17 protein-coding genes are annotated in these 14,245 nt (G+C 30.7%); all 17 read right to left on the reverse strand.

Annotated features, from left to right (window positions below):
• Nucleotides 1-3: 3 nt before the first annotated feature.
• Nucleotides 4-705 carry a type II secretion system protein gene (locus FHQ18_RS09960; RefSeq protein ID WP_149267031.1) on the reverse strand — a complete coding sequence of 234 codons (702 nt, stop codon included), beginning with the start codon at nt 703-705 and terminating at the stop codon, nt 4-6.
• A complete protein-coding gene (locus FHQ18_RS09965; protein WP_149267032.1) occupies nt 705-1,226 on the reverse strand; it encodes a type IV pilus modification PilV family protein in 522 nt (173 codons plus the stop codon). The genes FHQ18_RS09960 and FHQ18_RS09965 overlap by 1 nt, the downstream gene beginning before the upstream one ends.
• Nucleotides 1,219-1,803, reverse strand: a complete 585-nt coding sequence (locus tag FHQ18_RS09970; RefSeq protein ID WP_149267033.1) for a prepilin-type N-terminal cleavage/methylation domain-containing protein — start codon at nt 1,801-1,803, stop codon at nt 1,219-1,221. The genes FHQ18_RS09965 and FHQ18_RS09970 overlap by 8 nt, the downstream gene beginning before the upstream one ends.
• On the reverse strand, nt 1,779-2,138 hold the full coding sequence (locus FHQ18_RS09975) for a four helix bundle protein (RefSeq protein WP_149267034.1): 360 nt from the start codon (nt 2,136-2,138) through the stop codon (nt 1,779-1,781). The genes FHQ18_RS09970 and FHQ18_RS09975 overlap by 25 nt, the downstream gene beginning before the upstream one ends.
• Before the next feature lie 50 nt (nt 2,139-2,188).
• Nucleotides 2,189-5,674, reverse strand: a complete 3,486-nt coding sequence (locus FHQ18_RS09980) for a DUF6701 domain-containing protein (protein ID WP_149267035.1) — start codon at nt 5,672-5,674, stop codon at nt 2,189-2,191.
• Between the two features lie 55 nt (nt 5,675-5,729).
• A complete protein-coding gene (locus FHQ18_RS09985; RefSeq protein WP_149267036.1) occupies nt 5,730-6,011 on the reverse strand; it encodes a hypothetical protein in 282 nt (93 codons plus the stop codon).
• 52 nt (nt 6,012-6,063) lie between these two features.
• Nucleotides 6,064-6,447 carry a Uma2 family endonuclease gene (locus FHQ18_RS09990; protein WP_149267037.1) on the reverse strand — a complete coding sequence of 128 codons (384 nt, stop codon included), beginning with the start codon at nt 6,445-6,447 and terminating at the stop codon, nt 6,064-6,066.
• A 127-nt stretch (nt 6,448-6,574) separates the two neighbouring features.
• A complete protein-coding gene (locus tag FHQ18_RS09995; RefSeq protein ID WP_149267038.1) occupies nt 6,575-7,795 on the reverse strand; it encodes a type II secretion system F family protein in 1,221 nt (406 codons plus the stop codon).
• Nucleotides 7,796-7,839: 44 nt separating this feature from the next.
• A complete protein-coding gene (locus tag FHQ18_RS10000; RefSeq protein WP_149267039.1) occupies nt 7,840-8,322 on the reverse strand; it encodes a type II secretion system protein in 483 nt (160 codons plus the stop codon).
• A gap of 48 nt (nt 8,323-8,370) precedes the next feature.
• Nucleotides 8,371-8,814, reverse strand: coding sequence for a type II secretion system protein (locus FHQ18_RS12880; protein WP_149267040.1), 444 nt, complete (start codon nt 8,812-8,814; stop codon nt 8,371-8,373).
• Between the two features lie 95 nt (nt 8,815-8,909).
• Entirely contained in the window at nt 8,910-9,734 is an 825-nt protein-coding gene (locus FHQ18_RS10010; RefSeq protein ID WP_149267041.1) for a YdcF family protein, read from the reverse strand.
• 3 nt (nt 9,735-9,737) lie between these two features.
• Nucleotides 9,738-10,694, reverse strand: coding sequence for a glycosyltransferase family 9 protein (locus tag FHQ18_RS10015; RefSeq protein WP_149267042.1), 957 nt, complete (start codon nt 10,692-10,694; stop codon nt 9,738-9,740).
• On the reverse strand, nt 10,687-11,721 hold the full coding sequence (gene waaF, locus FHQ18_RS10020) for a lipopolysaccharide heptosyltransferase II (RefSeq protein WP_149267043.1): 1,035 nt from the start codon (nt 11,719-11,721) through the stop codon (nt 10,687-10,689). The genes FHQ18_RS10015 and waaF overlap by 8 nt, the downstream gene beginning before the upstream one ends.
• Nucleotides 11,722-11,937: 216 nt before the next feature.
• Complete coding sequence (locus FHQ18_RS10025) at nt 11,938-12,258, reverse strand: hypothetical protein (protein ID WP_149267044.1); 321 nt, start codon at nt 12,256-12,258, stop codon at nt 11,938-11,940.
• A 30-nt stretch (nt 12,259-12,288) separates the two neighbouring features.
• Nucleotides 12,289-12,927 (reverse strand): PAQR family membrane homeostasis protein TrhA, encoded by a 639-nt coding sequence (gene trhA / locus FHQ18_RS10030; protein ID WP_149267045.1) that lies wholly within the window; start codon nt 12,925-12,927, stop codon nt 12,289-12,291.
• 2 nt (nt 12,928-12,929) lie between these two features.
• Nucleotides 12,930-13,217: a hypothetical protein gene (locus tag FHQ18_RS10035; RefSeq protein WP_149267046.1), complete on the reverse strand. Its 288-nt coding sequence runs from the start codon at nt 13,215-13,217 to the stop codon at nt 12,930-12,932.
• Nucleotides 13,214-14,158, reverse strand: a complete 945-nt coding sequence (locus tag FHQ18_RS10040; RefSeq protein ID WP_149267047.1) for a peptidylprolyl isomerase — start codon at nt 14,156-14,158, stop codon at nt 13,214-13,216. The genes FHQ18_RS10035 and FHQ18_RS10040 overlap by 4 nt, the downstream gene beginning before the upstream one ends.
• Nucleotides 14,159-14,245: the final 87 nt, after the last annotated feature.

Below are 14,245 nucleotides of genomic sequence, written 5' to 3' on the forward strand. Positions count from 1 at the left end.
ATTTTATGGAACATTTCTTACATGAACACTATGATTATATGTTATACTTACATCGCTCTTTTCCAAAACCATTTTAATATCTATTCTTGCATTACTCCATCTACTACCAGGGTTGTAAGTAAAACTTAATGATTTGATATAATTACCAAATGGATAGCAATTATTGTCATCATTTTTGCACCAATAAAGTGTGGTTCCGATTAGTTTATAAATTCTGTCTTCATTAATTAAGAATAACCTTTCATATGGAGAGTCTTTTTTTATATTTTTGTTTAATTGATAATTTGTTGTATTATCTATTACTTCATAAACTCTTATTCCGTCATAATATTGATTACATCTTGTTACATAAATGGTTATATTGTCATTCACATGCAAGGTTCCATTATCTATTAGTTTTATGGTATCTTTACTTATTTTTTCATAATAATTTATATCTCTAAATGTGGCATATTTTATATAATCTGAATCACTGAAGGTGCAATCACCATTTAAATCTGCGAATGTATTGGGAATTGCATATTTCATCTCTCTTTCCATTCTTTCTGCTAAAAACTTGGCTTCATTATAAAGAATGTCTTTTATTTTTGCATCTGTATAGCCTGTAAATATAGGTAGGAGTAAATTAATACCAAGAGTAGAAATAATTCCTAATAAAACGATTACAATAACAAGTTCAACCAGAGTGAAACCCTTTTTCTCCATCAAAAATTACCTTTTATATGAGTTGAAGTGTAATCTTCATTTATGGCACTATTATGAACTCTCACTTTTATAAGTTTGTAGTTTGTTGGAGTGGTACATTCAGATTTAACAATATTGCCATCGTTATCAATATCTATGTAATAAACAGTCACGTAGATTTCAAAATTTCCTGATAGTCCAAAATCTGATGGTTGCCACTGTTTTTCTTCATCGCAGTTGTCAACATAATCATCCACATCATCATATTTTGATATAGTTTCCCCCGTTTCACTACCTATATTAATCAAGCTTTTATCGATTGTTCCTCCACCATTTGGAGTATCTTCATCAAACTTTTTGGCTACAATTACTTCCATTACAGTTTGAGCTATCTGTACCCCTTTGTGTCTGACTGTTGGGTCGCTGGTTTTCCCTAACACATTATAAAATAACATCATTATTCCCATTACCCCTATAGTGAAAACAACTATAAAAATCACTATTTCGATCAAAGTAAAACCTTTTTTGCAATTTTTATTCAATGACAATTCCTCCAGAGTAGGGGATTATAATAATTTTTGAGTTGCCGAGCCTTATAGTTGTATTATCTGTTAGTATATTATCATTTGTTGAAATATTGTCAGAATCAGGTCTTCCAAGATAATCGAAGAATAATTCGTTTTTATTTGAGGAAAAACTATTTTTAAGCTCTACAGGGTTATCTCCTGATGGAACTTGAGCAATATTTCCATCATTATCGTATATTGTATACTTTTTATTAGCTCCATCAAAAGTAATCTTCCATCCTCCGCCGCTTACCATAGATTTGTGCTGAACAAATCTGATATCTGAATACAGTTTTATAAAATCAGCATCTGTTTTAAAATAATCAATTTCAATTTTGGGAGCAACTACTATAGCCAAAATTCCAATTAAAACGATGATAATCACAAGCTCAACAAGGGTAAAACCTTTTTTTGAGGGGGAAATGGGGAAATGGGAAGATAGTGAAGTAGGGAAGTAAAAAACTAGGGAAGTGGGGAGATAGTGAAATAGAGAGATAAAAAGGTAGGGAAGTAGACTTAAAATGATGATTAAATTAATGATGATTTTTTCCATAGTCCGTAAAGTAACCTGTCAATTTCATTAAGTAAGTTTATTAACTTATTTTTATCAATTTCTGAAATATAATTTAGACGAAAAGCTATTTCAATTTGGGTATCAAGTTCACTAATTGAGCCTCTGGCTATATTGTAAAATTGAGCTGATTCTTTTGTAGAGTACCTTGCTGCACCTTCAGCAATGTTAGAAGGAATTGAAACTACAGCTCTTCTCATCTGCATAGATAGTCCATAAAGCTCATTTTTAGGAAAATTTTCTGTAATATTATAAATTATAATACAAAAATCGACAGCTAACTGCCATACTTTTAATTTTTTATGAGGTTTGTTCATAGTAATTCGCTCATCAATTTCCCACTTCTCTATTTCCCCATTTCCCTATTTCACGGCTTTGCTGGTACTTCCTTCCATTCAATAACCCTGTCTCTACCACGATAGATTCCGAAGGTAGCTGTGCCACAAGAATCATTATCGTTTAAATAGTCATAAAATGAAGCTGTACTTGAGATGCAGATATCTACAGTTCCATAATTATTATCACCCGGTTCAGAGAGGGTAAGACTACCTTCTCCATTATTTATTCCAGATGTGCCTGTGATACTTGTTTCTCCAGAGTTTAGCTCATCTGTAAAGTTGCCTAATATAAAATCGTCTGGATTGATGCTGATATGTGAATCATCGCTGTTTAGCTTCCAGTAATTACCATCCCAGTATTCGGTGTTGGCAGTTAAAGTTAAATTATCTGTTTCAGGGCCGTAATTATCATAAATTTTCAATCTTCCATATCTCATTTCACTGCCAGATACGCTGATATTATCTGGTAAATTAATTGCATCTACACCGTCTGAATCTGTAATATTGTCTATTGTAAAAGTAAAATGCGGTGTAAAAGGTGCAATCTGTGAGTTGTTATCTTTTATGTAAGTTATATTATCGCTGCCAAAAATGTATGTGGCAGTTCCATTGTTATGCGATATTAGATTAGCAATTGCTCTATTTATCTGAAGAGATACTTTACTAACACCATCTCTACCTAACTGATAATCATCGGTGGTTGGAGAGGTTATATTAAAGCTACTCAAGGTAAGCTTAAAAAAGGAGTCTTTATAATTTTGAGTAGTTTGATTGTCCTTATTTTGTGCGGTGATTTCAAATTGAGGTACTGTTGAATATGTGGTTGTCTGTTCTGTGTATGTAAAGTTAGTTGCAGCATCGGCTAATGTCCCGTTATCTTTTGATGTAATTTTGAAATGATGAGGGATGAATCTACCAACTTCAATGGACGATGAAATAGAACCTGCTCCAAGATAATCATCTTGTTTTGCTGTTAATTCGATTACCCCCACTTCATTAAATTTTTCTATTAATTCTACCTGCCCATTTGAAAAGTTGGATGCTGGAACATTTGCTAAATGTAAATAATTTGTTGCATTACTTCCATTGTCAGGGGCTAAAAATATTGCAGATATTAATATGTTTGTGTCATTCCCATTGATATCAAGAGGTTTGTAATTTGGAGTGGTTGTATTATCGGCACAAACAGCTTTTATTGTAAAACTGAAATCTTCGCCAGCTTTTTTAAATGGTGATATAGATGCCCAGCAACTATCATTTGAACAAGAAGCATTATAGGCAGGATTTATTGTAGAATTACTAAGATTATCGAAAATAAATTTTGCAGGTTTAAATACAACTGTATCAACTCCCTCAAGGTGAGCTGTAGCATTATCAAAAAGTGCATGGATAGTAAGTTTTCCCGCATCTTTGTAAACGGCATTAATAGCGGCCGTAGCATTATCATCAAACGTTAGTGGAATAGAAGTGGGAGAGTTTGAGTCATTACTAATATGTTGATTGTTGATTAATAACAATATATTATTAGGATTGTTATTTGGTATTGAGTAATCAAACCAAAAGTATATAGGGATTGAACCGGTAAATGCGGGTACACATTTATATGTTGTATCATCAGTTCTTACAGCTTTTATTTTGGTTGTTGAAATTTCACATGAATCTGTATTGGGAAAATCGAATATGAATCCTGCATTGTAAAAAGTTATGTCACATGAATTGTCACTGGTTGTAGTGTTAAAACATTCAACTGGCGCATCAGGATTTAGATTTATAGCTCCAATTTTAACTGTTTCAGCTATTTTATCACTAAGCTGGAAAGTTTCATAGCCATTTGTGAGAGTTTTATCACTGCCGCCAACCCAAGTGGCATTATTTGTAGCAGTTAATGTTAATGTGGCACCTGAATAAAAAGTTGTACAATTATAATCTGCACACGCTTTAACAGTTATATTTTCAGGCTGACAAGTAAGACCTGTCCCGTCATGTTCTATGAGATAATGATGAAGATATGCACATGCTTGACAAATTCTTTCTGTTCCATCCCAGTTTTTACCAAAAAATTCATTATCGTAGATATCTTTAATTTCAGAAGAAGTTAAAGCATAATTGAAAATTTTAAATTCATCAATATATGCACCTATAGTCTGTCCATTTTCATCATTATTATAATCTGATGCGCCTATCAAGGAAAGTTTGCCGTAAGAAACCGCTGTAACATAATTATAGTAGTTTCCATCTATATATAGTTTTGTTATTCCATTTTGCGCTACAAAGGTTATCATATGCCAATCGTTCAAGTCGCTTGGAAAGTATTCACTATCAGCTATAATATCACCCTGAACTGTCCAGGTTAACAAAGTCTTATTGTTTCGTTTTTCCATTGTAAAATAGATAAAATCATCGTTTTCAGTAGGTCTATCTGCAATATTAAAAAAATATATTTCTCGATTCGGGTTATTACTGTAATCAGTATGTCCTTTTTCATCCAAAGGAAATTTTATCCATAAAGATATTGTATATTCGTTACCGATAGGAATGTCTTTTTCAGGAACAATATAATTGTTATCTGTAAGATCTCCTCCTTTGCAAATTTTACCATTATCAATAGTTGTGGAATCATTTTGTGCCGTTGCGTTATAACCATTAGAAGTATTATCTTTTATTTCTCCTATTGTACCATTCCAACTGCATTCATCAAAATGATATTCGACTATAGGGTAAGATAGCTGGCAATTTTCACAAGTTCTTTCACTATTATCATAATTTTTATCCGCCTTTTCATTGTTGTAGATTTCTTGGATTTGAGAAGCTGTTAATACTGTATCAAATATTTTTAATTCATCTATTTTTCCTTCAAAATCCTGATATTCATCAAAATTACTACCAACTTTATCCTGATCTTGTCCTACTATTAATCCACCATTAGCTATTTCTATTATTCCATCACTTCTAGCAATGGTTATACATTCTATTTGTTCACCATCTACATAAAGACAATTTTGTTTTCCACTTCTTGTCCAAACTAGATGATGCCATTGGTCATCAGCTATATCTGGAATATCTATGGAAGCTTTTTTACTATTTACCCATACTTCAAGTGTCGTTGCATTTTTGAGCCATATAAGCAATTCATTATTAAACCAACTATTGTTTTTTTTCCCTGATAAAATAGTCTGATAATCATACTTATTTGAGGTTTTTATCCAAACTGAAACACTAAAATCATCTAAACCATTCATTACTCTATAATCTAAACTCACATAGTCAGTTTTACTATCTTTGCTAAAATCTCCTGCTCTACAAATCTTTCCTGATATTGTTGTACTATTGTATGCTGTTCCATTATAGTTATTTCCACTACTATCTTTGACTTCTCCTACAATTCCATTCCACTGACATTCGTCCATTCTCCATTCAGCTATAGGTGGGGGTACAGCAGCATATAGTGTAGATGTTAGCAGTAAAAATACCAAAACCGAAAGCCATTTCATATTATTATCTTTTACTTTTTTCATAAACAGTGGTAATACTGATCCTCTTTTAAATTAAAAAACACAACATTCCAATATATTAATTAGTAATAAAAATTGTACCATTGTCATATAGTATTTTTCTCCCATCTTTTGTTATTAATTTATTGTTTTCAAATTTACTTGCGGCAAGGATAGGATTTCCATTTTCATCAAGGAGAAATCCTTTTTTCTTTAATTCTAACAGATTGTCAGGGAGTTTTCCATATTTTATTTGATATAACTTTATGACAAACTTGATATTATTTAAATCCATTTTTACGAGATTTTCTATCATTCTTTTTCGGTACATATTGTATCGTTTATAAATAACTGCAATCATAATAGATATAATCAGAAGAACAATTAATATCTCTAATGGTTTGGATCCTTTTTTATTCTGTATCATTATGGCTTTCTTTTTTAAAAATTTCCAAAAGTTTCATTCCAATGATTAAATTTGGTGAACCCTCAATGTTTTTCTCAGTGATTTTATTTTTATCACAAACTATGAATATATCAGGCTGGACAACATTAAAATAGTCAAAAACAATATCAGTAAGAGTATTAAACAAATTACATCCTTTTAGTTTTTTTCTTTGCTCGTAAACTGTGCCATAAATTTTTTCTGAAATTATCTGATGTTTAATAGGAGATGCAGGACTCATATTATATGGCACACCATCAATAATCTTCCATCGTTTATCATCTGACCAAGTGAGATAATCTTGATATGCGTATTTATGATTATCAAGTTCTTTAGTCGATTGACTTATCATGTTTTTCCTTAATAACTTTTTATGGTAGATAGTTTATATTTAAATGATACAGTTTATATTTCATACTTTCAAGTTATTTTGCTTGAAAAAACTTTATAATTCAATAAACTAATGTAATCTTTCAACTTTATCTAAATGCTTTTATCATGTCCCACATTGGCAAGAATACACCAAGGGCCAGTAGAATTACCATACCTGCTATAAATATTAGTAAAATAGGTTCTATAGCTTGAGATAGAGTCTTTATTGAATAATCTATTTCTTCATCATAGTAATCGGCTACTTTGAAAAGCATATCGTCTAAATTACCTGTCTCTTCACCAGACTCTATCATATCAGATACTACAGGAGGAAAATATTTTGAACGTTTAAATGCTGAAGAAATATTAGAACCACGTGCTACTTGTTCTTTAATCATAAGTAGTTCTCTTTTCAAAGTTTCGTTTCCAGAAATCTCTGAGACGATATCAAAACTTTTTGAAATATTGATACCGCTTTTATAGAGTAACGCTAAGATTCTGGCAATTCTTGAGATATAAATTTTATGTACAAGGGGACCAATGATAGGTACTTTAAATATATATTCATCGATCTTTTTTTTACCTTCTTCTGTTTTTTTATATTTTTTAAAAGCAAAAATTGAAAAAAGTATAATAAAAATGATGATATACCAATACCCCTGCACAAACTTGTTTATCCAGATAAGAATTTTTGTGGGTAGAGGTAGTTCTGTTTTGAATCTTGCAAACATGTTTGCAAATTTTGGTATAACGAAGGTCACCAAAATTGTAAAAGCAATTACAATGGCACTGACAACAAGTTTTGGATATCTTGTGGCTGTTTTTATCCTGTTTCTTGTTTCAAGATCAGATTCAAGGATTGATGCAAGCCTTTGTAAAGTAATGTCTAACACACCACCTTCTTCTCCCACTTTTATCATGTTTATATAAAGAGGAGAAAAAATGTTTTTATGTCTACTAAAAGCTGCGGATAATGATAGACCTGCTTCCACATCATTTTTGATTTGTCTAAGGGCTGTTAAAAGTTTATCGCTAAAGTTTTGAGAAGATAATCTTTCAAGAATTTTTAAAACAGGGATACCGGAAGAAAATAGGGTGGCAAATTGTCTGGTAAAAACAATCAGTTCCTCTAATTTGACATTTGTAAATTTTCTACTTAAATTTTTAAAGTTTTCCTTTAAAAAATCTATTGTTGTATATTGCCTGATTTCTTCAATATCAAGACCTTCATCCAATAACATTCTCAGAGCATCTTCTTTCGAGATTGCCTCAAGTGAGCCAGTGACCTTTTGTCCTCGAGGAGCTACTGCACTGTAGTAAAAACGCATAGATAAGTTTCCTGTTTAAAGTTTTATTTTATTTTAACAAAAAATCACTTAAATAACAATACAACTGAGCCATCAGATGGGTTGTAAACAAACTTTAATGTTTCATCACTTGCCAGCCAATACTCACAAGTTTCATTGACTTTTCTAGTTTTAAATTCTTCTCCTTTGTATTGTTTTGTTGTAGAATATCCAGCAGTTGGAGAAAACTCTAATACAGATGTTAATATATCATCACAGTCCTGCCATGCAAAAACACACCCATTTACACCTATTGGCCAACCATTCTTAACATCAATATCATCAACAATATTTTCCACACAAGAAGAGGCACCAGATACTATCCACTTGGCATGAATTAATCTTACACCTTCTTGAAATGCTCTTGCAATAGCTTTTACTTTGACAATCTCACTGTCTTTTTTTAAACTTGTAAACTTTGCAAAGATAAGAGAGCCAAGGATACCCAAGATTACAATAACTAAAATCAACTCTATTAATGTAAATCCGCTATAATTTTTTTTATTCATGACAAAAAAGGGCCAAAAAGCCCCTTTTTCTTATAAATGTATATATTATTAACAACCATCTGTAAGTATTGTAACAGTAGTAGTATTATCTGAGGAATTTACCTCATATTTTACACCACAATTTGAAGTATTGTCATATAAAAATGTAGCAGTACCTGTAGCACCACCAGAATTAGTAAAAACAAATGTTTCATTATCATAATCAACTGCTGAACCTATACCATTTGCTGTCGCATCAGGATAACCTGTACCGCCTAAAACATTAACAGTTTTACCTTCTATTGTAACATTATCAGAAGTCCCTCCATCAACCATCCAACGTGCTTTCACTAAATTTGCTGCTGATTTAACAGCTCCACCCAATCCACTCACAGCTGCTTTTTTAGCATCACTTTGCAAATTAATGAACTTTGGTACAGCTACTGCTGCAAGAATACCAAGAATCACTATTACAATTACAAGCTCAATTAACGTGAAACCTTTTTTGTTCATAATAATATACCTCCTAGTTTCCTTATAATAAGTAATGTTATTTTGTGAATAATCATATGTCAATATCTTTTTTGTGCATTTATAATAATTTTATTTTAGTATTTAAATGAGTAGTAAATTAAGCCTATGTATTCGTGAAGGGCACACCATGTATCGTAAAGATAGCTCATTTTTGGCATAAAGCTGTCAAAATTGTAACCTGTTCTATCTGTTTTATAGTCGGTGGGAGCAGGAATTACTTTAACATTTACTTTTTTGAAAGATAATACTGCTCTTTTCATATGGTATGCTGATGTTACTAATATAGCATTCTTTATTTTCAATTTTGACATTATCTTTTTGCAAAAGAAAGCATTTTCATAGGTATTTTTACTTTTTGTATCAGTGAAGATCATGAATTCGCTTACTCCCAGCTTGATCAAAACTCTTTTCATAGCATTTGCTTCGGATTCAATTCTTTCGGATTTAAATACGCGTCCGCCACTTACTAGAATTGGTAGGTTAGTGGTTTTATGAATGTAGTATGCATAAATCAATCTTTTAAATGGGTCAGGTTTTACTGATGCATGGAAATGTTCATCTGGAGATCTGTCATAACTGCCACCACCTAGAACAATTATAATGTCAGCATTTTTTATAGTATTAAAATTTAAAGGTGGGTAACTATTTTCAAGAGGTAAAAGTAAAAAATCTTTTGTCGGTTCAATGGAAAGCAAATAAATTGTAAAAATAGATATAATTGAAAAGAGTCTAATAAGTTTAATGTGTTTGTTTAGTTTGTTATAAATGCTATAACCTTTAAAATTCTTTAATAACTTTAAAATATGTGATAAACTTATTGATATAATTAATAAAAGTAAGATGAAAACTCCTGGTGGCAATAAAAAATATGTAAAAAGTTTAGAAATTACAAAAGTCATTTTTCATATACTTCTTAAAAAAGTTTTTATTTTTTCGTATACCTCATCTGCATTTATATCCATCATGCATTTAAAGTGTTTTTTGGGGCATTTTGATAAACCATGTATGTGGCAAGGGCGACAGTCAAGAGAATTGTTTTCTATAACATGGGAGTGTTCAAAGATAGGGTAAAAACCTAATTCTTTTGTAGTTGAGCCGAAAATAGCAATTGTAGCTGTATTGCAGCCTATACCGATATGCATGGGACCTGAATCTGTTGTTATTAAAAGTTTTGCTTTTGCTATAATTGTTATCAGTTCCGTAAAAGTTGTTTTATTTGTGAGATCACAAATATTTTTATGTTTAATATTAAAATTACCGTTGCCTACAATAGTAATTTTTTCCCCTTTATCAGCTAGTTTTATGGCAAGCTCATCAAAATGAGGCCATTCTTTAGTTTTTTTACTAGCAAAGGGGTGGATAACAATTGTATCTTCTTTTTGACTTATTTTTTTTAGAGTAGGGCGCAAATCTTCGATAGTATCGATTTCTACAGGCAGTATTTTATTTACAGCATCATAATACTTTTCAACCACATGTTTTTCCAATGAGTTTTTAAATAGACGAAATTTGACAAACATTCTTCTTTTAAACGAATCCTTTTTATAAGAACTTATTTCTGATGGAGAAAAAATCTTTAGAAAAAAAGTCCTTAAATTACTATGCAGATCAAATATGTAGTCGTAATCATTGATATTGTCCTGTATAAATTTTAGATATTCAAAAAGAGAGCTTTTTCTGTCTATTGATAAAATTTTTTTAATTTCAGGTCTTGAAGCTATTAAATCTTCAAATCCTTTAGCTGTTAAAAAGTGAATTTCATATTCAGGATATTGTTTATGAAAAAGGTTTATTACTCCAGTGGTTAGAATTATATCTCCAATTGATGAAAATCTTACGAAAAGTACTTTCTTACCCATTAATCACCTTTAAAAATGCGTTGTAAACTTCTTCTGGACTGATATCAAGCATACATTTAAAATGTTTTTTAGGACATTTTTTACCCCCGTGCAGTCCGCAGGGACGACAATCTAACCCTTTGTTTTCAACTACAATGCTTTTATCATCATAGGGGTAAAAACCAAGCTCTTTTACAGTAGGCCCAAAAATAGCCACAACAGGCTTATTGTGGGCTACACTTATGTGAAGGGGAGCACTATCATTTGAAATAAGCAGATCCACAGATTTTATCCACGTGGATAATTCTAAAATCGATGTTTTGCCTGCTAAATTTATAAATGGTGTGGAAGTATAAGTTTTAATTTTATTAACCACTGGAATTTCATTTTTGGATGCAAAAATTATGGGTATATAATTATTTTTATATAATTTTTCGATGAGCTTTGAAAAATATTCTGCAGGCCACATTTTTGTAGGCCACACACTCGCTGGAGCTATTCCCACAATTTTTCTATTTGGAAATGAAGCTTTCAAAAATTTTTTAATTTTTATGTATAATATGTCATCATAAGAAACTTCTGGTTTTCCGGCAATTTTCTTAATCTCTTGAAAGTTAATATTTTTTAGAAGTGGTTTGAGTAGCAATAGGTTTCTTTCCACTTCATGTAAGCTCATATCTCGATTGATAGTTTTTGTGTATAAAAATGATAGGGTAGATTCTTTAAAAGAGATAGATTTATTAGGATTTGCAAAATAATTTATTAATGTGCTTCTTAAAGATTTGTGACAGGAGATAATCAAATCAAAATTTTTTTCTTTTAATTTTTTTGCAAAACGGAATAAATTCCTCACCCCTTTTTCAGTTTTTCTTTTATCGAAGATTATTACTTCATCAATAAATTTTAAATTTTTGAAAAGAGGTGCACTTTCTGGTCTTACACAAAAATCAATCTTACTGTCAGGATAAAAATGTTTTAATGCTTTTATGAGAGGGGTTGTTAGAATGGAATCACCAATAAAAGATGGATTAAATACAAGTATTTTCATGAAGTGTGATAATAAGGAAAATTTTTTTGAAATCAAGGGGAAAAGCTGTGCCCCATAGTACGTAACGCGTGATGCGTGATACGTGAAGCGTGATCAGTAAAGAGTTAATAGTGAAACGCATTATGGTTGCCACCTCTTACGTGTCAAGGTATTTATATCACGAGTCACGCGTTACGCATCACATGTTACGTATAACGCTTCACGTGTTACGACCTTTTAAAAGGTGAGGACTTCGTATCCTTCTTTTATAAGATTTGATATAAATTCTCCGACATATATCACTTTTGCTCCTTTTTCCTCGAGTTTTTCAGAGATTCCTTTTTGATCAGCAACAAATTTACAATAAACAGGTTCTACATGTTCTTGCAGTGTCTTAAAAAGCTCTTCATCTTCTAACAATAATTTTTCAGCTTGTCCAAAAATTACAAATTTAACATCTTCTACCCAGCCGTATTTTTTTGCATTAATACCATACGTAATGCCAGGCTCAAGAAGTTCTTTCTTACCGGAAGCTAACCAAATCAATATTTTAGCCATTGATAACCTCCTTCAATTATTTTGCAGAAATTATCCTTTAATGTAAAAAAACATTAATAAAAAATGTGTGAAACTTCCTATCAACACAAATAGATGAAAAATCTCATGAAATCCAAGAACGTCTTGTAAAATATTCGGTTTTTTAACAGCATAAATAACAGCACCAACTGTATAAAAAATTCCGCCTAATACTAATAAGAAAAAAGCATTAGGAGGTAAAGAAGTATATAAAGGATAAATTGCTACAATTGCAGTCCATCCCATGAGAAGATAATTTGCCGTAGAAAGATTACGAGGAATATTTTTAAATAAGATTTCAATTAATATCCCGATTATAGCTATTATCCAAACAGTTACAAATATGGAAATACCCCATTTTTTTTCTAATACAATGAGAGATATTGGAGTATAAGAAGCTGCAATGAAAATATAAATCATAATATGATCAATCTTTTTGAGAAGAAAAATCAATTTTTCTTTATTGGTAATGGAGTGAAAAATAAAACTTGATGTAAAAGATAAAAACATTCCCAATGCGTAAATAGAAAAAGCAATTTTTTTATAAAAAGGTAAGTTATCACTAACTAGTAAATAAAAACTTGCAATACTGAAGAGAGAGCCAATCAAATGTGTAACTGCATTGACCGGCTCTCTTATTTTTAACTTCATAATCAATTATTTTTTTTACCAAACTCTTTTACGAGATAGTTTAGTATTATTTTATATTCTTTATTATTGAGATTTGCTCCATTTTTTTGCATTTTATCCATTATGGAAATCCATTCTAATCTTGTAAGTCTTTTATCTTTAACGACTTCAAATGTATGATGACATTTTGAACATTTTTCTTCAGCAAGTTGTTTTGGTGAAAGAACAGCAGTTTTTGAAGAAAAAACTGCGTATAATACACCAAACATCACAATAAATAAGATAAACACTATAAACGGTTTATTTTTCATAAGTATTTCTCAATTTTATCACTCTTACGCCATTCTTTTATTTTGTTTTGAATCGTTTCCTCTAATTTATTATCTGCTAACAACTTAGCAATTTGCTCTTTAACTTCTTCATAAGTTAACGTTTTTCCTTTTTTATTTTCTACTACTTTTAAAATATGATAACCAAATTGTGATTTAAATGGTTTGCTGATTTTTCCTGTTTCCGTAGCAAAAGCTACTTTTTCAAACTCTGGAACAGTTTTTCCTTTTGTAATAAAGCCTAAATCTCCACCTTTTTGAGCGGAAGCATCTTCTGAATATTTTTTTGCTAATTCTTCAAAGGATTCACCTTTATTAAGCTTGTTGTAAACCTCATCTATTAGCTTCTTTGCATCTGCATCGCTTCTTTTTTCTCCGGTTAAAATTATAATATGTTTTACGTGGACACTATCTGTAGTTTTAAATTTATTTATATTCTTATTGTAAAACTCTTTTTTTTCTACTTCAGTTACCTTAATATTGCTTTTAATTGCATCAATTTGTTTTCTAACTAGAATATTTTTCCTTATTTTATTTCTTAGTTCTTGTTCAGTTAAATTATTTCTTTTTAATGCATCTTGATACTCTTTATCATTATTGAAGCTTGATTTTAAATCAGAAAGCTTTTTATTAATATCTTCTTCAATATCTTTATAAGCAAATTTTTCAGAGTGCTGAGCAAGTACTTCTCTATCAATTAATTGATCGAGTATTTTTTCTTTAATTTCTTTGAATTGTGGATTGTTAAAGTCGACACTACTTGGTGCGATACCGTTTTTTAATAAAATTTCTGCAAAAACTGTGTTTACCTCAGACTCATAAATGGGAGAACCATTTACTTTAGCTACCATTTTGTCTTCAGCGATAGCAAATACTACTGTTACCAATAGCAACAGAATTGATACAAGTACCTTTTTTACCATAATTTCTCTCCTGATTTAACTTCTCATGCAGTGATGAGTTTGTTTAACAATATAATGGCATTTCGCAATTTTAAAATCAAGCGAAAA

Source organism: Deferribacter autotrophicus, assembly GCF_008362905.1.
Taxonomy (GTDB): domain Bacteria; phylum Chrysiogenota; class Deferribacteres; order Deferribacterales; family Deferribacteraceae; genus Deferribacter; species Deferribacter autotrophicus.